Annotated in this window: 22 protein-coding genes; 10 read left to right on the plus strand and 12 right to left on the minus strand. The window is 46.9% G+C overall.

The features are described from left to right. Window positions 1–33: 33 nt before the first annotated feature. Window positions 34–1,068, minus strand: a complete 1,035-nt coding sequence (locus EHO60_RS03945; protein ID WP_135766874.1) for a DUF1554 domain-containing protein — start codon at window positions 1,066–1,068, stop codon at window positions 34–36. 318 nt (window positions 1,069–1,386) lie between these two features. Then, the gene (locus tag EHO60_RS03950) at window positions 1,387–3,423 is read right to left on the minus strand and encodes a hypothetical protein (RefSeq protein ID WP_135766875.1); all 2,037 of its coding nucleotides are present in this window, start codon (window positions 3,421–3,423) and stop codon (window positions 1,387–1,389) included. 246 nt (window positions 3,424–3,669) lie between these two features. On the opposite strand from EHO60_RS03950, the gene gpmI reads away from it, so the two are divergent. The 3 genes from gpmI to EHO60_RS03965 all read left to right on the plus strand — a co-directional run bounded on the left by gpmI (window position 3,670) and on the right by EHO60_RS03965 (window position 6,698). Continuing rightward, entirely contained in the window at window positions 3,670–5,313 is a 1,644-nt protein-coding gene (gene gpmI / locus EHO60_RS03955; protein WP_135766876.1) for a 2,3-bisphosphoglycerate-independent phosphoglycerate mutase, read from the plus strand. Between the two features lie 12 nt (window positions 5,314–5,325). Next, window positions 5,326–5,676, plus strand: a complete 351-nt coding sequence (locus EHO60_RS03960; RefSeq protein ID WP_135766877.1) for a DUF3147 family protein — start codon at window positions 5,326–5,328, stop codon at window positions 5,674–5,676. A gap of 119 nt (window positions 5,677–5,795) precedes the next feature. Then, the gene (locus EHO60_RS03965) at window positions 5,796–6,698 is read left to right on the plus strand and encodes a haloalkane dehalogenase (RefSeq protein ID WP_135766878.1); all 903 of its coding nucleotides are present in this window, start codon (window positions 5,796–5,798) and stop codon (window positions 6,696–6,698) included. 55 nt (window positions 6,699–6,753) lie between these two features. Here the strand turns inward: EHO60_RS03965 and EHO60_RS03970 are convergent, their stop codons facing one another. The 5 genes from EHO60_RS03970 to murB form a co-directional block, all read right to left on the minus strand. Further along, a complete protein-coding gene (locus EHO60_RS03970) occupies window positions 6,754–7,425 on the minus strand; it encodes a TetR/AcrR family transcriptional regulator (RefSeq protein WP_135766879.1) in 672 nt (223 codons plus the stop codon). A 413-nt stretch (window positions 7,426–7,838) separates the two neighbouring features. After that, window positions 7,839–8,642: an SDR family NAD(P)-dependent oxidoreductase gene (locus tag EHO60_RS03975; RefSeq protein ID WP_135766880.1), complete on the minus strand. Its 804-nt coding sequence runs from the start codon at window positions 8,640–8,642 to the stop codon at window positions 7,839–7,841. Between the two features lie 161 nt (window positions 8,643–8,803). After that, on the minus strand, window positions 8,804–9,556 hold the full coding sequence (locus EHO60_RS03980) for a GNAT family N-acetyltransferase (RefSeq protein ID WP_167880153.1): 753 nt from the start codon (window positions 9,554–9,556) through the stop codon (window positions 8,804–8,806). Between the two features lie 25 nt (window positions 9,557–9,581). Then, window positions 9,582–10,160: a TetR/AcrR family transcriptional regulator gene (locus EHO60_RS03985; protein ID WP_135766882.1), complete on the minus strand. Its 579-nt coding sequence runs from the start codon at window positions 10,158–10,160 to the stop codon at window positions 9,582–9,584. 20 nt (window positions 10,161–10,180) lie between these two features. Continuing rightward, a complete protein-coding gene (gene murB, locus EHO60_RS03990) occupies window positions 10,181–11,140 on the minus strand; it encodes a UDP-N-acetylmuramate dehydrogenase (protein ID WP_425460279.1) in 960 nt (319 codons plus the stop codon). Between the two features lie 117 nt (window positions 11,141–11,257). Between murB and EHO60_RS17310 the strand changes: the two genes are divergently transcribed. Beyond that, window positions 11,258–11,383, plus strand: a complete 126-nt coding sequence (locus tag EHO60_RS17310; RefSeq protein ID WP_281276660.1) for a hypothetical protein — start codon at window positions 11,258–11,260, stop codon at window positions 11,381–11,383. On the opposite strand, the gene EHO60_RS03995 is transcribed toward EHO60_RS17310, so the two are convergent. The 4 genes from EHO60_RS03995 to EHO60_RS04010 all read right to left on the minus strand — a co-directional run bounded on the left by EHO60_RS03995 (window position 11,380) and on the right by EHO60_RS04010 (window position 16,630). Then, window positions 11,380–12,042: a phosphopantothenoylcysteine decarboxylase domain-containing protein gene (locus EHO60_RS03995; protein WP_135766884.1), complete on the minus strand. Its 663-nt coding sequence runs from the start codon at window positions 12,040–12,042 to the stop codon at window positions 11,380–11,382. The two genes, EHO60_RS17310 and EHO60_RS03995, sit on opposite strands and share 4 nt — an antisense overlap. Window positions 12,043–12,060: 18 nt before the next feature. Beyond that, entirely contained in the window at window positions 12,061–12,597 is a 537-nt protein-coding gene (locus EHO60_RS04000; RefSeq protein WP_425460267.1) for a phosphopantothenoylcysteine decarboxylase, read from the minus strand. Window positions 12,598–12,633: 36 nt separating this feature from the next. Next, a complete protein-coding gene (locus tag EHO60_RS04005; RefSeq protein ID WP_135766886.1) occupies window positions 12,634–13,974 on the minus strand; it encodes a hemolysin family protein in 1,341 nt (446 codons plus the stop codon). 217 nt (window positions 13,975–14,191) lie between these two features. Continuing rightward, window positions 14,192–16,630: a tetratricopeptide repeat protein gene (locus tag EHO60_RS04010; RefSeq protein WP_246028129.1), complete on the minus strand. Its 2,439-nt coding sequence runs from the start codon at window positions 16,628–16,630 to the stop codon at window positions 14,192–14,194. Here EHO60_RS04010 and EHO60_RS17085 point away from each other — a divergent pair. Then, window positions 16,620–16,880: a hypothetical protein gene (locus EHO60_RS17085; protein ID WP_167880146.1), complete on the plus strand. Its 261-nt coding sequence runs from the start codon at window positions 16,620–16,622 to the stop codon at window positions 16,878–16,880. The genes EHO60_RS04010 and EHO60_RS17085 overlap by 11 nt on opposite strands. Here the strand turns inward: EHO60_RS17085 and EHO60_RS04015 are convergent. Further along, entirely contained in the window at window positions 16,861–17,862 is a 1,002-nt protein-coding gene (locus EHO60_RS04015; protein ID WP_135766888.1) for an NAD(P)H-dependent glycerol-3-phosphate dehydrogenase, read from the minus strand. The two genes, EHO60_RS17085 and EHO60_RS04015, sit on opposite strands and share 20 nt — an antisense overlap. Before the next feature lie 170 nt (window positions 17,863–18,032). On the opposite strand from EHO60_RS04015, the gene EHO60_RS04020 reads away from it, so the two are divergent. The 5 genes from EHO60_RS04020 (at window position 18,033) to recG (ending at window position 23,088) form a co-directional block, all read left to right on the plus strand. After that, window positions 18,033–18,725 (plus strand): hypothetical protein, encoded by a 693-nt coding sequence (locus tag EHO60_RS04020; protein WP_135766889.1) that lies wholly within the window; start codon window positions 18,033–18,035, stop codon window positions 18,723–18,725. Between the two features lie 183 nt (window positions 18,726–18,908). Next, window positions 18,909–19,907: a metallophosphoesterase family protein gene (locus EHO60_RS04025; RefSeq protein ID WP_135766890.1), complete on the plus strand. Its 999-nt coding sequence runs from the start codon at window positions 18,909–18,911 to the stop codon at window positions 19,905–19,907. Window positions 19,908–19,911: 4 nt separating this feature from the next. Continuing rightward, entirely contained in the window at window positions 19,912–20,589 is a 678-nt protein-coding gene (locus EHO60_RS04030) for a hypothetical protein (protein ID WP_135766891.1), read from the plus strand. Further along, window positions 20,586–20,987 carry a hypothetical protein gene (locus EHO60_RS04035; protein WP_135766892.1) on the plus strand — a complete coding sequence of 134 codons (402 nt, stop codon included), beginning with the start codon at window positions 20,586–20,588 and terminating at the stop codon, window positions 20,985–20,987. The genes EHO60_RS04030 and EHO60_RS04035 overlap by 4 nt, the downstream gene beginning before the upstream one ends. Further along, entirely contained in the window at window positions 20,968–23,088 is a 2,121-nt protein-coding gene (gene recG / locus EHO60_RS04040) for an ATP-dependent DNA helicase RecG (protein ID WP_135766893.1), read from the plus strand. The genes EHO60_RS04035 and recG overlap by 20 nt, the downstream gene beginning before the upstream one ends. Window positions 23,089–23,102: the final 14 nt, after the last annotated feature.

Consider the following 23,102-nt stretch of genomic DNA (forward strand, 5'->3'; position numbering starts at 1 on the left):
CCCTTCGCCGAAACGTTCGGTCTCTCCGATGAACTACTGCCGGATACAGAATAAGTTTTTGCGAACCGCAGTGCAATCGGTAGCCGCTGTTCCGGTATCCAGTGCGGTGGAATTGACCGCACTCAAATCCCCGAAATGCGCGTTATTGATATAAGAGGAATAGGGAGGGGAAGCCCATTCTTGGTATGTACCGACGGTCATGCATTGGTAGCTGGCGGCTTCGGTCCAATCCAATTTCAAACCGGTCCAAGCCCCTCCGCCGCTAAAACCTAAGGAATGGGACAGGTTTCCACCGCTGAAATAAAAAATCGGAGCCTGCGCATGGGTGGTAAAAAGATACGTAAGCCCGTCGCTTCCGAAATAGCGCGTGTTCGTGTACAGCACCCAGTTGGTAGGACTACAACTCGGAGTCGCAGGCAATCCGCAATTCGCAGTGGTCGTAACGTACCGAGCAGGAGAACCCGTCGTAACGGTGATCAAAGCCTTATAATCCGTGGTCGCTCCCGGCAAGGAAGAAGGCTTGTCCGCAGCGCAAGCCGCATCGGCGCCGGTTACCCCGCCAAAGGTCCCGAAATATCCGATCCCGCCCTGGGCCGAATTGGTGGCAACGAACGTACATTTGTCCACATCCGTAGTCGCTACGTTTAAGGTCTGAACGGCTCCAGTATCTTTCTGAGTCGCGATCAACCCGTAAACTTGATCCAGACAGTCGTTATCAATGCCGTGCGTGAGAGTCACAGTAGCGCTAGGAGAAGTTGCCGAAAGAGTAATCGTCGCGGGAGAAACGGTAAAAACGGAATTACTAAAACCCAAAGTAAAAGTAGTCGGAGAATCCAAAGTATGCGCGGCTTGGATGGAAACGGACAAGGAAGTACCTTCCGTAATCGTCGGAGCAGGAGAAAAATTCAGAGGATTCCCGCTTAACAACGCGATAATGTTCGGAAGCAAAGCCCCGAAGGCGCTTTTGCTCGCATCTATATTCAAAGGTTTGGCCTGGTTACAGCCGAAAAGGAACAGAAAAAAGATTCCCGACAGAAAACGGGAAGAACGGAAAAGGGAACGTTTCATTTTAAATTCTTCGCATCGGAGCGGTCTCCGAATAAAGAATACAATCCGAGAAAGGAAAGTTTGACCTCTTTTTCCAAAACGACCAAAAGAGGTCAAAAACCAAGACGAAACCCATCTAACAGGCGATAGAATCAGGCTTGTTATTCTTTTTGTAGAATCTCCGTTCAATTTTATTTCCGTTATACAAGAGGCTAGCCTAGATAAATTGTCCGTTTTTTCAAAAAAGAAGAAACCGATTCCTGAGCTGAAATTCGTGGATCTACTCAGGATGATTCGGAATCGAAATTCCAAACCGGAAAATACACCGAATGGATCGGATTAGGCGACCGGTGTTTTGTGACGCAATTTCTGGATCTCTTTCCGAAACGATTCGTAAGGATCGTCCGAATCCTCCGCATCGTTCTTAGAAGCGACTGAACCGGATTTATCCCCACCTTGGTTCGAATGGAACCAAGTGTCGATGTACTTCAACACTCTGTTGATACGGATCCTTGCTTCTTCTTCTCCCGAATTTCTGACCTTATTTTGCAGAATTTCGACCTTATCGGAAAAGATCTTATGAATCTCTCGGGCCTTACTCCGAAACGATTCATCGCTGGGATAACAAAGAATCTGGTCGTATTTTTCCTTGCTCCCTTCCCAAGAAAGAAGAACGAACTTTTCCCTTTCCAGAACCTGATAAAAAACATCTGCCGTAAATTCCGGCAATAATCCTTGGATATCGGAGGCAACGGGAGGATGTTTTTTCAAAAAATAATAATCCCCTAAAGCGGCGGAGATTTTGGTCCTTTGGTCCACCATCCGGATCTTCTCCTCCTCTTTCAGTTTTTCCTGGATTCGCACTTGCTCGTCTTTCTTGGCGACTTCCAGATTCTTGCCTTTTAAAAAATTCTGCTGTATCTTGATTTTCTCCTTAGCCTGGGAAAAGAAGAAGTCCTGAAAAATCCTTCCGATTCCGATGAGATCCAGAATCGGATAAAACCAGGGGAAATATTCCAGATAACCTTTTCTTAAAACTCTTCCGTAAGCCTTGACCAAAGCAGGCTCTTTAAAGATGGACTTGATCTGAGGCTCGTGTGTTTCCACTAACTGTCGGATGCACAAAACTTTCCAAGCCTCCACCATCGGACTTACGCTAAGGCTCATGATGATCTGTTTGACGCTATTCGCATCCTTATGAAGGAAAGCGTGGATAGTACCGCCTTTGGTTTCCCATGTAGCGTAAGCGAGCTCTAGATCGTCGAGAAGCATTCTCTTCAGATCTTCGGGAAAATGACGGAACTCCTTATCGGGGAGAAAGAGAACTTTACGATCCCATCTCACCGCTTCCGCCAATAATCCTCTCTTAATTTCCTGGAACCTACCCCTTTCGTTTTCCGCGTGGTTCCTCAACAGTTCTCTTTCGGCGATATCCGCAAGGGAACGAATCAGGGAGACACCGAGCATCCCCGGATTTCCTGGACCGAGATTCGCCGAAGCGGCAGCTTTCGCAAAGGCTTCCGCCCTCGCCACCTTGAATTTTACGGTATCGCCGCGGGAGGAATCCGAGTAATGGATCTTTTCCTCCATCGCAATTTTATGAAATTCCTCCGAGACGAAATGCCTCAATGATTTCGATCCCTTGCTCTGGATGAATTCGTCGGCGTACTCCAGAATTTGAACCGATTCTTTTGCATCCTTTAAACAAAAAAGACCGTAGCCGGAAATACTCACAACTCTGCCTTTTTTCGTAAGATCGTCTTCGAGTTCGAACAGAAAATCTTTCATGAACTCCGGATTCGGAGGAATCGAAAACGCGTCGTCCCAAAAAGCTTCCTTTAAATAAAGAAAGAGATGAGGAAAAGGCGATTCCTTCTGGGAACCCATTTGCCAATCCGCATCCAAATTTTCCCAAAGAATCGCTTTGGAAGTTTCAGGTTTTCGATCCAGGTATGATAGGATTGCGATGACGGAAATATCCAGCAATTCCAGGTAGATCCTGCTTAGATCCAAGGATTCGCCTTCCGGAAAAGCCGCATAACACGGCTTGGCGGAAGGTTGGTGCCCCAGCTCCTCGTGCATAAAATAGGCAAGTTGTGAAACGGTAACGTCTTCCAAAAGACGTTTGAGATGAAAATCCATCTCCTGTTGCGTAAGTTCCCCGATCTCCGAGATTCTTTGGTGCGGCTCGAATAGATGGCGGGATTTTGCGTTTTTATACGAAGTGGCGGCCGCAATCGCTTTGTACAGTGAATGCGTGACCTTATCGTTCATGTAATAGCTGACTACTTCGTTCAACTTCTTGACTCGAAGGAAACTCTGCAAGGCAGGATTTCCGGTTGCAGGGTCCAACGGTCTCGAATCTTTAACACTCATAACGAAAAATTGATCCTAGTTCCTTTCGGAATTTACAATTCGGCAAGGCCGCGCATTGAAAATACCCCGACAAATCCGCCGCCGAAGAATTTGCCGTCATAATATCTTCAGCATCGACTTCTTCCACCAAAAACCTATTTTTAACGCCATTTTCATCGATTCGGCTCTAGATATAAGTACGTATATTCGGAACTTGAGACTAATCCTCTTGACGGACTTGTCCGGCGGACTTTCCTGGAAACCGGAATGCAACTCACGAAACAAACCCCCTTTGTTCCGAAAAAAATCCTACTCGTTATCCTAGACGGAGTAGGTTACTCTCCGAGAGGAGCCGAGTTCGGCAACGCGATCGCAGGAGCCCGACTTCCCTTCCTAAATAAACTATGGAAGGAGAAACCCACCGTTTATTTAAAAGCCCACGGGACGGCGGTAGGAATGCCTTCGGACGAAGACATGGGAAATTCCGAAGTAGGCCACAATGTACTCGGCTGTGGAAGGATTTTCGACCAAGGAGCGAAGTTAGTAAGCGAATCAATCTCAAAGTCCTTATTGTTCCAAGGAAAGGCTTGGAAAGAAATCGTAGGCAATTGCAAATCCAGAGGATCGACCTTGCACTTGATCGGCCTTTTTTCCGACGGAAACGTCCACGCACATATCAATCATACCAAAGCTTTAATCAAAAACGCCGTTGAAGAAGGTGTTCCGAAAATTCGACTGCACATCCTTCTGGATGGTCGGGACGTTCCGGAAAAGTCCGCATTGGAGTATCTGCTCCCTTTCGAAACCTGGCTAACCGATCTACGAACGCAAGGTGCCGATATAAAAATCGCTTCCGGAGGAGGAAGAATGACCATCACCATGGATCGCTACGAAGCGGACTGGTCTATGGTGGAAAGGGGCTGGAAAATCCACGTAAAAGGACAAGGAAGAGAATTTTCTAGTGCGGAAGAAGCGATTCGCACGTTCCGACAAGAAGACCCTAAGGTCATCGACCAATATCTACCTGCATTCGTAATCGTCGAAAACGGAAAACCCGTCGGTCCGATCATAGACGGGGACTCTGTAGTGTTCACGAATTTTAGGGGAGACAGGGCGATAGAAATCTCCCAAGCGTTTACGCAAAAGGATTTCGAAAAATTCGATCGTGGACCTCTACCGGATATCTGCTACGCAGGGATGATGCAATATGACGGAGACCTAAAATTGCCCGAGAGGTTTCTGGTTTCCCCTCCTGCCATCGATCGGACTTTAGGTGAATACATGGCGAATTCCGGCGTTTTACAATATGCGTTATCCGAAACACAAAAATACGGTCACGTCACTTTTTTCTGGAACGGAAATCGTTCCGGACATTTCGACGCCGCAAAGGAAGATTATAAGGAAATTCCTTCCGACGTGATCCCTTTCGACCAGACCCCTGACATGAAAGCGGAAGCGATCACTGCCGAATTGGAAAAGGAGCTTTTTGCAAATAGACACGACTTTTACCGTGTTAACTACCCGAACGGCGATATGGTAGGGCATACCGGAAATTACGCGGCAACGGTAAAAGCGATGGAATTCCTGGACGGATGCATGGAACGATTGGCGAACGCATGTAAGAAAAACGGAATCGTAATGGTGGTCACTGCAGACCACGGCAATGCGGACGAGATGTACCAATTGGACAAGAAAGGATCGGTACAAATGGACGGAGCAGGGCATCCGATACCGAAGACTTCTCACACGTTAAATCCTGTTCCGTTTAGCCTTCTCGATCCTGAAGGAAAACTTTCCCTGAAAACCGACCTAGCGGACGCGGGACTGGCCAATGTTGCAGCCACTCTTTTAGACATCATGGGATACGAAACTCCCGAAGGATACCGCCCCAGTCTATTGAAGCGTGGATAAGAGATTTACCGGATGACTTACCTGATCCTGAAATACGCGGTTACCGCTTTGGTCGTCGTTCTCGTTTCGGAAATCGCGAGGAGAAACGACCGATTCGGAGCAGTATTGGCGGCGCTTCCTCTAGTCACGGTAATGACCCTAATCTGGTTAAGAATGGAGAATAGCCCTTCCGAAAAGATCAGCAACCACGCGTATTATACGTTTTGGTACGTGATTCCTACCCTGCCCATGTTTTTGCTTTTCCCGAAACTGATGCGACTCTTCGATTTTTGGATCGCTCTCGGAATATCTTCGGTATTCACGGTTTTCTTCTTTTTCCTCTTCGCGTACATTCTCGGAAAAGCGGGAATCCACCTACTTTAGATTTCTACGACCGAAAAATCCGAGTCGAATCGTTAATTCCGTACCGGGAAAAAACTTGATCGGATGCTCCGCAGCCTTAAGATTCCGAAGACAAATCGGAAAAAAAGGAGAGAAGAGCGATGACCGAATTCCTAAGAACCCCAGAGGATCGTTTTCTCGATCTACCGAATTATCCGTTTTCGCCGAACTACGTACCAATCGAAGGGTATAGAATGCATTACCTGGACGAAGGGGATCCCAAAGCGAAGGAGACCGTCCTTTTACTGCACGGGGAACCTTCTTGGTCTTTCTTGTACAGAAAAATGCTGCCTCCTTTGATCGAAGCGGGTTTTCGCGTGGTGGCTCCCGATCTGATCGGGTTCGGCAAATCCGACAAACCGATCGATAGGAAAACTTTCACTTACAAACGACATGTAGAATGGCTGAAATCTTTTTTAGAAAAGAGCAACCTTACGGGGATTACCCTGTTCTGCCAAGATTGGGGAGGGCTATTAGGGCTAAGAGCCGTCGCAGAAGAGCCGGAACGCTTCCTACGCATTTGCGCTTCTAACACCTTTTTACCTACAGGAGACATTCCTCCGAAAGAGGATTTCCTGAAATGGAGAGATTTTTCCCAAAAGGTAAAATCCCTTCCAATCGGGAAAATCATCCAAAACGGATGCATTTCCGATCTTCCCAAGGATGTGCTCGCAGCTTATGACGCGCCTTATCCGGACGAAACGTATAAGGCGGGCGCCAGAGTCTTTCCGACCCTGGTCCCCATCACTCCGGATAACGAAGCTTCCGCGGACAACCGAAAGGCTTGGGAAATTCTCCGCCAATGGAAAAAGCCTTTTTTGACCGCATTCAGCGATTCGGACCCGATCACGAAGGGAGGAGAAATCTTTTTCCGACGGGCCATCCCCGGAGCAAAAGGCCAAAAGCACACCGTCATTTCCAACGCCGGACATTTCCTGCAAGAGGATAAGGGAGAAGAACTCGCCGGTGTGCTGATCGATTTTATCCGAAGTAACGGAGTCTGAGAGAAGCTTTGGCGCTCCTCTCTTGACTAACGAATCGCAAAGGGCGAAACGAGTCTTACTCCGCCTTTGCGAGTCCGTCCCAAATCATTTCCGCATAACGGGAAACGAACGAAGGGTCCGAAGCAGTCGGTGTTTCGTTCCGGAATCTCATCAATCCGAAGAAAGAACCTAAAACCAGAGAAACGCAGACCGTAGAAATCTCTTCCTCCTGATCGCCTTCTGTCGCACAAAAAAGACCCGCAATTTTGAGTTTCAAAGCTTCGAATTCAACACGACTTTCTTCATCTAGATAAGGCGAATCGAAATATCTGTTCAAAAAACTGAATTCCGAATTTCTTTCCTGAGAAAATTCGTGCATATTCTCCCAAAGAGAGAAAAAAATTTCTCTCTTCGAGATTGTCGGTTTCGCTTTTTCCTCCAAGAAGACGGCAAATTCCAGAATGCAAGCCCGAAAGACCTCGTTGAATAAGTGATCCTTATTCCGAAAGGTTCGATAAATCGTGCCTACTCCGACCCTTGCAGTCGATGCAATATCCGGAATATGCGTTTCAAAAAAGCCTTTCTTTCCGAATAGATGCACCGCTACCGCGATGATCTTGTCCTTAGACACTTTGCTTGTTTCTTCGAAGGTACCTTCTTCTTTGGGATGGGCAGTCGTGTTCCTTTTAGAGTCCGGCTCCCTTCCCGCATCGTAATGGGGAAGTTCCGCCAAGTTTTTGTTTTCCATTGTAGCACCGCGGTTTCATTTTTAATCGGTTTTGTTTCTATTTATACTAACGTTGTTTTTAATTTCTATCTATGGGAAACGATTGAACAAATAACTAATCTTCATGCCTTCTCTGTCAAGAATGAAAGGATGAAGAAATAAATATTATTTCATCCCAAGTTGGAATATAGAAATTTTGCGGAATGAATTTTCCATTGTTATGAATGGAAAACGTTCTACTTTTTTGGGGAGGTTTTCTAAATTCTAGAGGAGAAGTATACAAAAAATCTTCTTCTCTTGGGAAGATCTTCTCAAAGATAAATCCAATCTTATATTTTTGTACTCCGGATATCTAAGAGATTTCTCTTAACTTAAAAAAAAGGACTCTATAAGAGTCCTCCCAATCGCTATATATTCGTCTCGATAAAAAAGATTCATGCATGCTTGGGTTTGCTAATCCAATAGCTAACTAACGCGGCCACGTTCCTTGGAGTGAATCGGATCGAGCTAACCAGAATCCGATTTAAAAACCCGGGAACTGTGGAAGGAACTTTTCCCAATTTTCTCAGACACTGATCCACAACTTCCTCTGGAGTAGACCAGATGCCGAATGGACCAGTTCCACCATAACCCGCATTTACTTGAAATTTTGTTTTTGTATAGCCGGGGGAAAGTGAAACCACCTGAACACCGGTTCCTCTCAGTTCTGCCCAGAGAGCTTCTCCGAATAAAAGATTAAACGCTTTTGTTGCGCCATAAGTCGCAAAAAAGGGAGTGGGCTGGTAAGCTGCGATACTTGCCAAATATACCAAAGCGCCTTTCCCCCGCTTTTTCATTGCAGGAAGATACTTGGATGTAAAAGTCACTGGCGCACGACAGTTCAAATCCACCATCATCGATTCCTTTTGGGGATCCAATTCGTCAAAGGATCCGTATGTCCCGAATCCCGCATTGTTGATCAACAATCCGATCCGAATGTTTAACTTGTCGGTAACTGCGCCGACTTTTTCCGCCGCATCACTTTGGCTCAGGTCCTGACCGACGGTTTCCACTCTTACTCCATGAGCTGTTCGGATTTCCTGGGCGACTCTTTCCAGTTCCTCTTTTCTCCTGGCGACTAAAACCAAATCCAACCCTTTCTCTGCGAGCTTCCTCGCAAAAGTCTCCCCCAATCCCCCGGAGGCCCCGGTTACGAGCGCAGCTCCTCCGAACCTGTCTTTCCAATCCTGTTTCCTCATAGAAAATTCTCCGAAATTTTATAGAATGAATATTCATTCCGTTTTAAAAGAAGGTCAACTTCTTTTTGGAAAGAACGAACTTCGGAAAGTATGATAAATCCGATCCAAAGCCGAAAAAATACGAACGAATGAGAACACAGTTCGTCCCACTTCCTTCCGTATTAAGAAGGAAGCTTGGACCAGTGGAGGAATTTTCCCAACGAGCGGAAACCCAAACGTTCATAGATAGACTTACCTGCACGAGTAGCCTGGAGAGTTACGGGAATTTCCGCACGATATTCCCGCAAGATCTCGCTCACTAGAAAACTGGCAAATCCGCGATTCTTGTATTCGGGAGAGGTTGTCACGGAATAAAGTCCGATGGAATCGGAATCCGCAAAAATTAACGCGGTAGAAACCATTATTTTTTTCGAATATACTGCGTAAAATTCCAGCACCTCTTGCCGGAATGCTCTCTTGTACAGATCGCTTTCGTCGAAGGAACCGAAGGCGTCGTTTACTATACCGAGCCAAACGGGAATTTCTTCCTCGTCTTCTATGCGCGAAACTACGATCGAAGGATCGCCCTTCCATTTCGATTCGGGTAGGATTGTTCTCTCCGTGAGAATCATTCCCTCTTGGGATTCATAGACTGTATAGCCGGCATCGCGGATGTGTTTTTCCATAGCCGGATCGGAGTTCCACGTCAGAAGAATCGATTTGTTCGCGGATTCGGGGAGCAAAAGGCTTCCGAGCTCGAGATCTTGCGAACGGATCTCCCTTTTTAATACCGTTCTTTCAAACCAGGAAGAATACGGATTCGGAAAGAAAATCGCCTGCTCAGTCTCCGAAGGGGATAGTTCGGCGATCCTGGTCATCGTAGAATGAAGTCTATAAGGATTCTCGAATACGATTTTTTCCTCGGAAGGGATCATGATTTTGCCCGCACAAGGAGAACGCTCAGGCCGAGATCCCTTTCCAAAGGATCTCTCCGGCATGTAACAATGCGTCATCGTCGAATTTCACGAGTCCGCTTTTGGAAAGTTTCACCATTCCGACAAACGCTCCGTAGCATAGGGAGACGAGCTCCATAGAGCCCAACTCGGTCCGAACATCCCCTTTGGATTTGGCGTCCTCTAAAAACGCCGCTAGATATTCCATCGTTTCGGCCGTGATTCTTCTACTCTCTTCGTCCAAATACGGAGAATGGGAATGGAGTTCCAAAAATTCGAAAGACTTAGGGTATTGTCGATAGAATCCGCCCAGAGCTTTCCAGAGATGGAAAAACTTCTCTTTGGCCGACGCTCGGAACGGATAACCGCTCTTCAAAGCTTCGTTGAATTTTAATTTCCAAAGACGGTATAATTCGTTAACCAGTTCTTCTTTACTTTTATAATACCGATAGATCGTTCCCGCCCCGATCCCTGCTTCTTTTGCCAGCTCCGGCATGGGAGTCGCGGCAAAACCTTTTTCGGTAAAGAGAAGTAATGCGGTACTTAAGATTCTTTCTTTTTTGTCCTCGGGGTCTCTCACCGCCATTTTAATCCACCATCCTTGATCTATGGCACCGTTCCAAAATATTCCACTTCCCGATCCAGCCGGATCCCGCACTCTTTATCCACTTTTTCCCGTACGATTCGGACCAAGGCATCCACTTCGCTAGCCTTGGCGCTTCCGGTATTCACTATAAAATTGCAATGTTCGGGGGAAATCTGCGCTCCTCCGATCGTTTTTCCCCTGAGTCCCGCCCGATCGATAAGCTGCCAGGCCTTGATCTCCGCGCCGTTTTCGTAGATCTTGGGGTTTTTGAACATGGATCCGGCGCTTTTCTTATTTTTAGGCTGGGAAGAATTACGTTTATCACGTTTTTCTTTTAAAGAATTTTCGATTTCGTTTAAATCTCCGGGTTCCAAACGGATTTCGATCGTCAGAATGATCGAATCTTTCCTTTCCAAAAACTCGGTATATCGATATCCGTGCGCGATCCGTTCAGGCTTGCTTTTTAAGATTTTCCCGTCCCGGAGAAATTCGACCTCCTCAATCAGGTCGAAAAATTCCCCTCCGTAACAACCGGCGTTCTGGATCACCGCTCCTCCCGTCCAGCCAGGAATCGTGCTTAAAAACTCCGCTCCGGTATAACCCTTCTGCGAGATTTGACGAAAAACCGGCGTCGTATTCGTAGCGGCTCCGATCCTGAATCTTCCTCCACCGAGATCCTCGTATTCCTTAAAAATTCCTCCTAACCTCAAAACGACCAAATCGTCGGGATGATCGGAAATCAATAAATTCGTTCCCCCACCCAAAATCTTCCAAGGCATATCAAGTTTGGAAAAAAAATCCAACGCTTCCAGGATTTGTTCGGAGGAATCAGGCTCGACCAAAATCGGGCAAACCCCTCCGATCTTGAAGGAACAATGCACGGAAAGATCCGCTTCTTCCCGGAAAGGAATCATCTTCCCGGAAAGCAGTCCTTTCAATTCTGCGATTCTCTCTGGGGCTAAAGGGGACACTTTCTTCAGATTTTTGCCGGAGATTATAGTTTCAATTCCATCTTGGTCCGATTTAAAGCCCAGAGTGAAAAAAAATGGCTCATGCTGTCCCCTTGCCGGTCCGACTCTTTTCTTAGGAGACGGCAAATGTTTTATCTACTTTTACAATCCGTTTACCAAGATTATGCTTCCGGCAGATCCGATTGGGATACGTATTTCGATTCCGTAATCCGATTGGCTTTAGATCAGGAAAAACTTGCGGATTCGGTTTAGCGACTTTTTAAATACGCCAAAAGCTCGCCCGCAATGAACTCCTTGGAAGCGGGTCCGATCCCTTTTTCAGACCCGTCCTTGCCGAAAACGATCACTTTCGTATCCAAATCGCCGAACCCTTTCTCCTCCCGGCTCACGTAATTTCCTACGATATAATCCAGATTTTTACGTTTCAATTTTCCGAGCGCGTGTTCCTGCAGATTATGGGTCTCCGCGGAAAAACCTACTAATACCACACCTGAGATATTTTCCTTACCGATCTTTTCCGATACCGAAGAAAGGATATCGGGATTCTTTGCAAGCTCCAAGGTGATGATTTCGGAACCTTCCTCTTTTTTTATTTTGGCTTCGCTGCTCCGAACTGGACGAAAATCGGCGGGAGCGGCCGCCATGATCAGAAGAGCGCCCGGACCGATCTCTTCCAAAACCGCCTTTCTCATTTCCAGGGTCGTCTCCACCGAAATCACTCTAGAACCGACGGGACGGGAATATTCGTCTTGAGTCAATCCTCGGATATAGACGACGTCGCGGGTCCACGCGGACGCCGCCTCGGCTATGCAAAATCCCATTTTTCCGGAAGAGGCGTTGGAAATGAATCTTACCGGATCGATCCATTCCCGGGTCGGTCCCGAACTCACGATGATTTTAACGATTTCCATTTTCCGAATTCAGGTAAATTAAGATAATTTTAAATATTCTTCTAGGATCCTAGATTGGATCACCGAGACATCCGCTAATTTACCGTATCCTTCGTCGCCGCAAACCACGACTCCGGATTGCGGATCCAGAATCTTTACGCCGTCCGATTCCAATTGCCTCAGATTTCTCTGTGTGCTCGGATGCAGATACATATTCGGATTCATAGCGGGGGCGACCAATACAGGACAATTCGCGGCAAGATATGTGGAAGTTACAAGATCGTCCGCAATTCCGTTGGCCATCTTTGCAATGATGTTCGCAGTAGCCGGCACCACGGCAAGGACGGCGGCGGAATTCCGCGCATCTATATGAGCCATTCCCTGCTCGTACTCGTCCACTCTGACCTTCTTGCCCGTAAGAGCTTCGAAAGTAATCGGGCCTATGAATTTAGTGGCATGCTCCGTCATGATGACCGTGACAGGATACCCTTCCTTAGTCAGGTTGCGGACGAGCTCGCAGGTACGAAAAGCCGCTATGCTTCCGGTTACGGCGATCAGAATGTCCTTTTTTTCCATACCGCTAAGATTCCCCATCCGACGTCGGCTTACAATCTAAATAGCGAAGGAGGAAGATTGGGAAGACGGTTCGGATTGGCGGGTAAAGCGGACTGTCATGATCTTATTTCCGTCCATTTTTTCGACCCGCAATTTGCCTTCCGGAATCGCGACCTCGGTACCTTCCTTAGGCATGTCTTCCAGCTTGTCCAGAATGAAACCCGCGATGGTTCTGATATCGCTCAGACTTTCTTCCTCGATTCCCGTCAGGATTTCCTTCAATTCGTCCAGCTCAGTTTCCCCGTCTATATCGAAGGCGTCCGGGATGTCGCTGGGTACAGGATCCGTCTCGTGATCGTCGGTTTCATCCCTGATCTGTCCGAACACTTCTTCGATAATATCTTCAAGCGTCATGAGCCCCGCTACACCGCCGTATTCATCGATCACGATGGCCATGTGTTGATTCTTGCTCCGTAATTTTTGCAGAACCTTTTCGATGGACATGCTCTCCGGGACGAATACAGGAGTCTGCATAATGTTCGTGACCTTCGACTTCTTGTTCCGTTTCGAAGAGGAAAGCCAGGCTAGAAATGCCTGAACGTGTATGATCCCGACGATCTTATCCGTTGTTCCTTCGTAAACGGGATATCTGGAAAAATGATGTTCCGCAATGACGGAAAGGACACCTTCCATGGACATATCGGTAGGAACCCCTACGATACTCAACCTGTGGGTCATCACATCTTTCGCCAAATGTTCCGAAAATTGGAATGTATTTTGGATGATCTGGAATTCTTCCTTATCTATCGTTCCTTGACGGTTCTGTTCTTGGATAAGAATCATCAATTCTTCCGGCGAATGAATGATTCGATGGGCGTCTCCCTTAAAGCCGATCACCTTCAGAATCAAGGAAGTCATACTATTCAAGAAAAACGTAATGGGATAGAACAGATAGTAAAAGAAAAAGATCGGCACGCTGGTCATGAGCGCAATCTGTTCCGTCTTTTGAATTGCGACGGTTTTTGGAAGCAGTTCCCCGAGAAGAATGTGCAAAAACGTGATTAATGCAAAAGATATTGCGACAGAGATCCCGTGGACCGTAAGGTCGGAAGCGGGGTATCCGGCAAATCGGAAAATCAATTCGGTCCATCTGGAAAGATAACCTTCTCCTACCCAACCGAGCAGAAGACTCGCGATCGTGATTCCCACCTGGCAGACGGAAAGCATGTCATTCAGCTTGCTAGCCGCTTTCTTGGTCAAATGGGCCAATGGCCGGTTGTCTCGGATCATCTCTTCCAAGCGGGACGGACGAACGGAAACAAGCGCGAATTCCGCGGACACGAAAAAGCCGTTCGCAAAAATAAGGATCAAAATTACGAAAAAGCCGACCACGTCCATCAGCGTTTCGAATTTCCAATCAAGGCTTGAATAAGGATTCTATAGGGGGTTGCAATAAGGTCGGTCCAGGCGAGACCATGTCGATCCGGAAATTTCCGGCTACTACTGTCGGGGTCCATCTTTCTTGGGGATACGATCCTCTAAAAACCGTCCTCTGTCGAGTGTTTTGGAGTGGGAAAAAATGAAAAATTCTTCCGCAAAAAGACACAAAAGCCGTCTATTCCAGATGCCGAACCAACTTTAAAACTCTCGTTCCGGGAATCGATTCTCCGTTTTCGTGGGCGAATCTTTCGGCAAGATTTATGTCGGATTCGGATCCGGAATTCCAAGAAGGTACGTAATACATCCGATTCGTTCCTGCCGAGAGCCAAAATCGGGTCCAATCCAGAAAATCCTCTGATTTATTCCCCCAACCGCTTCCGTTTAAGGAATCCTTGGTAAAAAGGATCCGATCCGGGAGATTCCGAAAATCCATACGACGCTTCATTTTTTTAAAGGAAACCGAACCTTCTCCGCACCCCCATTCGTATTCGCGGAGTCTATTTCCGGTCTTTCCGGATGTACCCAAACTCCAGACCAGCAAAGCGGATTTGCCCGGTAGCAATCGAACCCCGTCGAAATATTCGGACCCGAAAGATTGCCAGGGAATGTGACGATTTCCCTCGACGGAAAACTTAGGAAAAGGTTCCCCGCAGGAAGGTCCCAGAATTCTTTTTGCGGAATCGTCCGCTTCCCGTTTGTCGAACCGCCGAAAAAGCTGAAACTCCGAATTCGGGTATTCCTTTTTGAGATATTCCGCCGCTTCGACTCCGGATAGATTCAAATAAATCTGTATTTTCTCCTTTTTAGAAAAGGACTCGATAGCGGTTCGTAACGCCGTCTGAGCGGTATAGCTGGAAACGCTATCCGTGCCCAATTCACGAAATTCCGGTTCGGAATGCGAATCGGAGTCTTTGGTGAACAGATACGCCTTCTTTTCCCTAACGAAAAAGGCGACGACCGGATAGGATATCTTTTTCAAATTCGCATTTCTGATGGGATCGAATTCATCCCGAACCCGAACGGCCTCTTTGGATCGTATTTCCGACCATGTCGATTTCCAAGGCTCCCGACCGGGAGGATAGAATCCTTTGTATTTTAAAATTCTATTATGCGTACGTATCAGAGATATCTCCGAAGGAGAATCCTCCTCCGAGATTTCGTTGTTCGTTTCCGAATGGATGAACAAGGAGAGTAATTCCGCATTATATCCATGTCTGGTATAAAAATCGATCGCCGCAGATTCCAAATTTTTGGATCCGTAGAGCATGGGAAGGTAGTTCTTGATTTCGTAGATCTTATCGTCGGTATGGCCCGCGGCGGAAATCTTCATCGCCTGATCCAGGAATCCCTTGATTCCACGTACGTTCGTGGATTCCCTATGGGAAAGAAAGAGACCGTTGAGTCGAATCCATTCCTCGCGATAGGAAGGATCCGAATCCTTTAAAATTCCGTACGCCTTCGTAAACTCTATGATGGCCTTTCTTAAATTATTCGTCTTGAACTGTAAAAATCCGTGCAAAAGAGTCGCAGAATATTCCACTCTTCTCCAGCCCTTGCTCTGCGCCAAAAAACTCAAATCCATAGCCATTTTAGAGGCCACTTCCGGCTCGTCTTCCGAAAGAATCTGGATGATCCGCAATCTAGGAAACAGATCGTCCTCGGTGAGATTTTTCGGAAGGGTTACCGAATTCAAAGCGTCCACAGCTTTAAAGGGATTCTTGGATTTCCAGACCGCGACGGAAACCAGATCTTTGGCGCTATTGATCGATATCGGCTCACCCAAAAATGGATGAAGGATGCGGGAAGACCATTCCAGAAAATCGAGATTGAGATAATAGTCCAGAGCCTTCGCATGTTCTCCGGTAAGATAAGAAAGCGCTCCTAATTTTAGATAAATGGAATTTTTATAGGAAGGAGTGATCTCGCCCTGACGATCCAAAATATAGTTCAGCACCTTTTCCGCTGACGAAAAGTCGCCGTCTATCAGATAGTAATACGCCAACTTTTCGTAGGAATGGGAAACCATTCTGCCGCCCAGATTTTCGGACACGATTCCTATCTTACCGAAATGGATCGCGTCTCTGGGCAGGCCCAATTCGGAGAGATAATCCGAAACGCCGGAAAGGTAATGCGTCAAAAAAGGAACGTGACGCAATTCGGACTCCTCCGCAAAAGGAGCCAATACTCGATGCAGGTTCGTGTATTCCGTATCATAGCCCGCGGCTCCCGGTTTAAAATCCGAAAGATATCCGTTTAAGCGAAGTGAGCGACAAAGGGAATAATAGTTTTTTTTCGGGGAGCATTTCAGCTTTTCCGCGGGCTTCTTGAGAAGCAAAACGTTCTTAACGGATTCGGAAAGTTGTCCCATATAAGGATCGTTTCCTTCGGGCCGCCAGTTTTTCAGGAATTTTTCCCCGCTTCCTTTTTTGGAAAAATACAGATCCTGAAAATACGACAGGAGAGCTTCCGCCAACCCTAAACTCCTGTCCTGCTTTACCAAGGACATTAGGTTTGCGAATTTTACGGAATCTTTATTTAAAAGAAGATACTCTCCGACGAACAGCGCGTATTCTGATCTCTGTCCGGGGTTCAAAGTATCCGGAATGGCGGACAAATCGCTCTCCTTATTGAAAACGACTCTTCCCCCTAAATTCAATTGGAAATTTCCAGGGCCCCCGCTCCAACCGTCCGACGTTTTCGTTTGCGCGGCCAATGAGGAGCAGGAACAGACGACCGAAATGAAGCAGGAAAAAATGATCCGCCGTGCACGGATCGGAAAACTAGAAGGAAAGATATGGAAAGAGTGCCGATACAAAGAAGTTCGTTTCCTCGGCCTCGCGGCTTTCAGAGTCCTTCTCTCTTGAGATCTCGACTCATGAGATCCCTAACAACATCCTTCGGATTCTTATGTTCGTAAAGCATTTTATACACTTCGGTCGTGATCGCCATTTCGATTCCTAACTTTTTGGACAGTTCGTACGCGCTCTTGGAAGTTTTCACTCCTTCTGCGACTTCGTTCATCCCTCCTAAAATCGAATCCAAACCTTCGCCCTTTCCTAACCGGAATCCCACGGTTCTGTTTCGGGACGCATCCCCACAGCAAGTCAAAATCAGATCCCCCATCCCGGAAGGTCCCAAAAAGGTGAGAGGATCCGCTCCCAACTTTATCCCAAGCCTGGAAATTTCCGTCAGACCTCTCGTGATCAGTGCGGCTCTGGTATTCTGTCCGAACCCCAATCCGTCGCTCACCCCTGCTGCGATAGCGATCACGTTCTTCAAGGAACCTCCTACCTCCACTCCGATCACATCGGGCGTCCAGTAGGTTCTAAAATAAGTGAAACTAAAGATTTCCTGCACTTTACGCGCCGTCGCTTCGTTTTTGGAAGCGATGCTCACTATGGTAGGAACCCTTCTCACGATCTCCTTTGCGAAGCTCGGTCCCGACAGATAAGAAAGCTGGCTATGAAATTTTCCCGGAAGTTCCGCTTCGAAAATTTCGGAAACCAATCTAAGGCTTCCGTTTTCGATCCCTTTGCTCGCGGAGACGATGGGGGCTTTTACCGGTAGATAGGATTTGATCTCTCGTAAAATATCCGTGATTACGTGGGAAGGAGGAGCGGAGACGATCATGTCTTTATTCTTAACAGCATCCTCCAGATTTTGACTTGCCCTTAGGTTTTCCGGCAATTCGATTCCGGGAAGGTATTTTTCGTTGCGGTGATTTTCATTCATTTCCCGGATGAGATCCGGGTTTCTGGCCCAAAGAGTGACCTCGTACCCCTTATCCGCGAGCAAAGCACCTAAGGAAGTTCCAAAACTTCCCGATCCGATCACCCCGATTTGCATCCTGCTTTCCTTTTCCCCCTCCGTCAATCCGGAGAAACGACGATCCTCGACCGGAAACGGGTTGCCTACAAGAAAAAAAGGAGGTTCGAATTTCGTCCGATATCCGAAATTCCGTAAATTCGGGAAATGAGTTTACCGCCGGAATCAGAAACGCTATCCTTGGCCTTCCCATGCTGGACTTGCGGAAACTTCCGGGATTTAATCTCTGGGATTTTTTATCCGGGAACGTTTCCCGCAGTGAAAACCCGACCAAAAGTAATTATCGAATCGCCATCCTTCTCCATTCCTTGAACAAAGTCCTTCGCAAAAAAGTGGTGGAAGGAAGGGAAGATTTAGAGTCCCTGATTTTGGATGCCGGAAGCGGCATTCTACTTCTATCAGGCCATTATTGCATCAAAGGATTGACCTGGTCCAAGTTGCTTCGGACCGATTATGTGAAATTCAAACTTTCTCTAAGACCGGTACGTGTGGAAGGAAACAAAGTCATCTTCCGCATCGAATCGTTTCGTTTGTACGACCACAGCCCTCGATCCTTCGATCCGATCCGTTTTTTCTCCAAAGTCTTTAAATTCCACAGGAGGCTGATCCTCGAAGAAATCGTACGGGAAATTCCTGAAATTCTATCGCTTACCGAAATCGGAAACGAAGTTCGGATAGATTTGAATTACTTTCTGGCCGAAATCCCGGAAGTAGCGGGGAAGATTTCGGTGCAGAAGGTGATCCCGGAAAAGGGCAACGTATTTTTATTCGTGCGATCCAATACCATCCTGAAACCCTTACTCGATTTTTTCGGACCGGATTATCTAAGGATAGAACCCATCTCCGAAAACGAAGACAGCCTATTGATGCTTTGGCGGGACTAAACATTTTTTGGACGAAAGTTTTTTCAAAATTTTAATCTCTATTCCGATACTCCGACAAAAAAGTTGCCTTTGAAAAACCAGGTTTCTGATTGGACATTCTTCGACCGGTTTGGAGAATTAGTTCGATTGCGGTTTGAACAGCGTTCGTTCTTCCGTCTTACCGTGCTATAGGAAAGAATCTTAATGAAGATAATTTACCTCACGGACATTCACGACGGCCTCAGAGGTCTGAAAGAAGTCTTACTTGGAACGGAGGGTGACCTCTATCTATTTTCAGGGGACATCATATATAAGGCTTTTTTCAATCCGGAAAGAATCATAGAATTCGTCACGCTCCAGGAGGAAATGTACCTCATCACGGAAGACCAAAAGGAAGAGATTAATCCTTACGATTACGCGACCAGAGCGGTCCGATTTCCCGAAAAATACCCGGCCCCAATCGTGGAAAAATCCCACGAATACAGACGCCTATTCCACCAAGCGTCCAAAACGATGAAGGAAAAATACGAACTCATCGAAATCATCATCCAAAAATACGCCAAAGCTCCGGTCCGTCTTCTGCCGGGAAATTACGATATAGACCTGCAATATTCCGCCCTTTACGAGAGAGACCTGCACAGAAAAACGTTCGAAATGAACGGTTTAAAATTCGCCGGTTACGGCGGCGCACCCATCATCACTTCCGGAATTCCGGAAAAATTGGCCGTAAAATTCCACGAATACAACCGGAATGGAAAATCTTATAGCGAACCTGAGGATTTTTTCAACGAGGAAAGGCCTGATATCGTCGTGATCCATAACCCAGCCTTCGGTTATCTGGATAAAATTCCGAGTTTTGGACATGTCGGATCCCAGGGAATACGCAGATACTTGGACGAAAATTCGCCTTCCTTGGTCGTTTCCGGCCACGTTCATGAAGACCAAGGGATCATAAAAAAGGGAAAAACCCTTTTTCTAAATCCGTCCAATTTCGGCCCTGTGGATTCCGTCTTCGGTTTTCAACCGGGCGGATTCTTTACCGAAATAGAATTAGAAAACGATCTTGTAAAAAATGTGAAATTGAATAGACTATCGGATCACTCCATCCGCAGACTTCTGGAGGTCGATTGCACTGGGGAGAAACTTTCCCTAACGAAAGCGAATCCTGATTCGGAAGTTTCCGCGGAGGATTTTATCCGTTAGTGAAATGACTCTTCCAGGTTTTAATGACAACCCTACGATCCAGAAATTCATCGGCCTAAAAAAATTTTTTAGGTCTCACGAAACTCGTATTTCCAGGGAGAGAATCGAGGATTTCAAGAAATTCTCGAAGCTAATCAATTACGGTGGAGACGAAGTGGCCTTCGACATATTAGGTTCACTTAACTTCGGTCAGGCGACGGCCGATTCCGATACGGATATCGTCATGTACACCCGTTGCGAAGACGGAAAAATGGGGGAATGTGGGCTGGAAAATTGCTACAAAATTTCCCTATTCAAACACATGTTCCTGAACCTTGTGACCTTCGAACACAACTCCCACGCCTACAAATTGGAAATCGTGGATTGCATCAATCTGAACCAGCTCGAAAAAGACATCCGAGAAAACAACGAATCGTCTGCCCTTCTGATCCGCTTCTGTTTTTATAGGTCCATTTGCAGAGGAGTCAATCGCAAGCTTCTCCATCGTTACGAAAACCTGATATCGGAGAGACTTCCTCTTTGGGAAAGCATCACCAAATCCGTGGAGGAATGCTTCGACGGGATCATCGTTTCCTCCCAGCATACTTATTCCTTCCATAAGTACGCGGGACGTTTGGAGGAGAAAGGGATCAAATTACCAGGCTCCATGGCCGCCAAAATCAAGGACTACCTGAAGCAATGATCACGTTTCTTACCTTAGTCGCCGCCTTAGGGGCCGCGGCGCTTTTTTTCCACGCGTTGTATACGGTGGATACGAAACGTTTGGACAGAAAAAATTCCAGATCCGGCAAGAACGAAGGAAAAGAATACGGAAATCCGAAAAAAGTCTACGGCGGAGATTGGGATCCGAATCTTCCCAAGCCGAGACTCTGCCCGGTATGCGGACGACTTTTGGATAGGCACGAATATCTGTATGCGGTGGTTTTCGAACCTGCTTCCCCGGGAGCCAAAAGGCAAGCTCGGATTTATGGTTGCCGATATTGTTACCTAGGATTGGATGATTCGAGCCCGCCGGCGGAAGAACCGGCGAAGGAAAACCCTCCCCCAAAACCGATCCAGGATGAAGAACTCGGCCTTTGAAAAAAAAACCGGCGCTGTCGGATTATCCAGTTCGATCTCTTCCCTAAAAGGAGTGGGGGCGAAAAAAGAGGAAGCTCTCGCTTCGGTCGGAATCAGGACTATCCAGGATCTTCTCCTCTGGTTTCCTAGAAAATATCTGGATCGCAATCTGACGGAGAACATACTTTTAAAACAGGGAGAGTCTGTCACCCTCATCCTGGAAATCCTAGATTCCTATTTGGCTCACGGAAAGAAAACCAGGTTAGTGGTCACTGCCAAGACGAAGAATAACGAGCCCGTAAGCCTCGTATTCTTCAAAGGGGTCCAATATTTTCGGCGCGTATTCCACACCGGTCTTTTAGTTGCAGCTACTGGACGATTGGAATATTTCCGGGGCTTTCAGTTGGTCCATCCGGATTACGAAATCCTTTCCTACGGAGGAAATGCCGAACTGAACACGGATGATCTTCCGGAATCCATTCATGTCGGGAGAATCATTCCGTTATATCCTACGACCGAAGCTCTCCGGGAAGAACATCTGGATTCCAGAGGCCTACGGAGATTGGTGTTTTATTCCCTCGAAATCCTGAAAGGAAAAATTCCCGAGATACTCCCCCAGGAAGTGGTGTCCGTCAGATCCTTTTTGGACCGAGAAACCGCTTTTCGGGAAATCCATTTTCCTTCGGAAGAGTCGAATCTATCCAAAGCCAGGACGAGATTCAAATATGAAGAATTATATTATTTCAATTTACTAATAGAATATAAAAAATCTCGAAGAGCCAAAGTCCCTCGAATTCTATGGCCCTTACCCGAATCCCGATCCGCCCAGGAAGTCGTTTCGAAACTTCCTTTCAGATTGACCGGAGACCAGACGGAAAGTCTTTCTAAAATAGAGGAATGGACCCGCTCGGATACTCCCGCTGCGATCCTTTTACAAGGAGACGTCGGTTCGGGAAAAACCTTGGTCGCACTTTTGACAGCGCTTCGTTACACAGACAATCAAGTGCAGGTTTGCATGGTAGCGCCGACGGAAATTCTGGCGAGGCAGCATTACCAAACGGTCTTGCGTTTTTTGGGCAATATGCCCTTTCTCGGAATAGAATTGCTAGTGGGAAAAGAACCCAAAAAGATCCGGGCGGAAAAACTATACAGACTAAAAAAAGCGGAATCCTATTTCTTGATCGGAACACACAGTTTGTTCCAGGAAGATGTGGAGTTCAAGGATCTGGGTTTAGTCGTCATAGACGAACAACACAAATTCGGAGTGGAGCAAAGGGAGGCTTTAAGGGCAAAGGGGAAAAACCCTGACATTCTCGCTATGACTGCCACACCCATACCCAGAACGTTATGCCTTACCTTGTACGGAGATTTGGAGCTGGTCACGTTAAGGCACAAACCTGCCGGAAGAAAACCGATCCAAACCCGTTGGTTTACGGACAGCCGGAGAAGCGGAGTCTACAATTCGATCCGAAAATACGTCCAACAAGGAAGACAATGTTATATCGTTTATCCGCTAGTAGAAGAATCCGAAAAGTCGGACCTAAAATCCTGCATAGAGGCGTATGAAACGTTACAGAGAGACGTTTTCCCGGAATTCTCCGTAGGACTCTTACACGGAAGATTGGACGCCGCGGAAAAAGAGAGAGTCATGCATTCTTTCCAAAAAAACGAAATCCAAATTCTTGTCAGCACCACGGTTATCGAGGTCGGAGTAGACGTTCCGAACGCCTCCGTCATGGTAATCGAGCATTCCGATAGATTCGGGATCTCCCAACTCCATCAGTTACGCGGTCGGGTCGGAAGGGGAACGCATGAAAGTTTCTGCATCCTGTTATCGAACTCACAGGTATCCGAGGAAGCAAAGGTAAGAATCCAGGCTCTGGTAGATTCGGAGGACGGCTTTCTACTCTCCGAAATCGATTTAAAGCTGAGAGGTCCCGGAGAATTGCTAGGATTCAGGCAAAGCGGTCTTCCCGATTTCCGAATCGCGGATTTAAGGGAAGACAAGGACTGGATCGAGATCAGCCGGGACGACGCGAAAAAATTCGGCAGTATCGGAGATATGGAAAAAAATGAAATCTCCCACCGATTCGCGGAGGGAGCCCTTCTATTCTCCAATTGATGTCGCGTTCCGAT

The organism is Leptospira fletcheri, assembly GCF_004769195.1.
Taxonomy (GTDB): domain Bacteria; phylum Spirochaetota; class Leptospiria; order Leptospirales; family Leptospiraceae; genus Leptospira_B; species Leptospira_B fletcheri.

Coding starts and splice junctions, on each gene's coding strand:
- EHO60_RS03945 (WP_135766874.1), bottom strand. CDS start 1,068: ATGAAACGTTCCCTTTTCCGTTCTTCCCGTTTTCTGTCGGGAATCTTT.
- EHO60_RS03950 (WP_135766875.1), bottom strand. CDS start 3,423: ATGAGTGTTAAAGATTCGAGACCGTTGGACCCTGCAACCGGAAATCCT.
- gpmI (WP_135766876.1), top strand. CDS start 3,670: ATGCAACTCACGAAACAAACCCCCTTTGTTCCGAAAAAAATCCTACTC.
- EHO60_RS03960 (WP_135766877.1), top strand. CDS start 5,326: ATGACTTACCTGATCCTGAAATACGCGGTTACCGCTTTGGTCGTCGTT.
- EHO60_RS03965 (WP_135766878.1), top strand. CDS start 5,796: ATGACCGAATTCCTAAGAACCCCAGAGGATCGTTTTCTCGATCTACCG.
- EHO60_RS03970 (WP_135766879.1), bottom strand. CDS start 7,425: ATGGAAAACAAAAACTTGGCGGAACTTCCCCATTACGATGCGGGAAGG.
- EHO60_RS03975 (WP_135766880.1), bottom strand. CDS start 8,642: ATGAGGAAACAGGATTGGAAAGACAGGTTCGGAGGAGCTGCGCTCGTA.
- EHO60_RS03980 (WP_167880153.1), bottom strand. CDS start 9,556: ATGATCCCTTCCGAGGAAAAAATCGTATTCGAGAATCCTTATAGACTT.
- EHO60_RS03985 (WP_135766882.1), bottom strand. CDS start 10,160: ATGGCGGTGAGAGACCCCGAGGACAAAAAAGAAAGAATCTTAAGTACC.
- EHO60_RS17310 (WP_281276660.1), top strand. CDS start 11,258: ATGTTTTATCTACTTTTACAATCCGTTTACCAAGATTATGCTTCCGGC.
- EHO60_RS03995 (WP_135766884.1), bottom strand. CDS start 12,042: ATGGAAATCGTTAAAATCATCGTGAGTTCGGGACCGACCCGGGAATGG.
- EHO60_RS04000 (WP_425460267.1), bottom strand. CDS start 12,597: ATGGAAAAAAAGGACATTCTGATCGCCGTAACCGGAAGCATAGCGGCT.
- EHO60_RS04005 (WP_135766886.1), bottom strand. CDS start 13,974: ATGGACGTGGTCGGCTTTTTCGTAATTTTGATCCTTATTTTTGCGAAC.
- EHO60_RS17085 (WP_167880146.1), top strand. CDS start 16,620: ATGGCGGACAAATCGCTCTCCTTATTGAAAACGACTCTTCCCCCTAAA.
- EHO60_RS04015 (WP_135766888.1), bottom strand. CDS start 17,862: ATGCAAATCGGGGTGATCGGATCGGGAAGTTTTGGAACTTCCTTAGGT.
- EHO60_RS04020 (WP_135766889.1), top strand. CDS start 18,033: ATGCTGGACTTGCGGAAACTTCCGGGATTTAATCTCTGGGATTTTTTA.
- EHO60_RS04025 (WP_135766890.1), top strand. CDS start 18,909: ATGAAGATAATTTACCTCACGGACATTCACGACGGCCTCAGAGGTCTG.
- EHO60_RS04030 (WP_135766891.1), top strand. CDS start 19,912: ATGACTCTTCCAGGTTTTAATGACAACCCTACGATCCAGAAATTCATC.
- EHO60_RS04035 (WP_135766892.1), top strand. CDS start 20,586: ATGATCACGTTTCTTACCTTAGTCGCCGCCTTAGGGGCCGCGGCGCTT.
- recG (WP_135766893.1), top strand. CDS start 20,968: ATGAAGAACTCGGCCTTTGAAAAAAAAACCGGCGCTGTCGGATTATCC.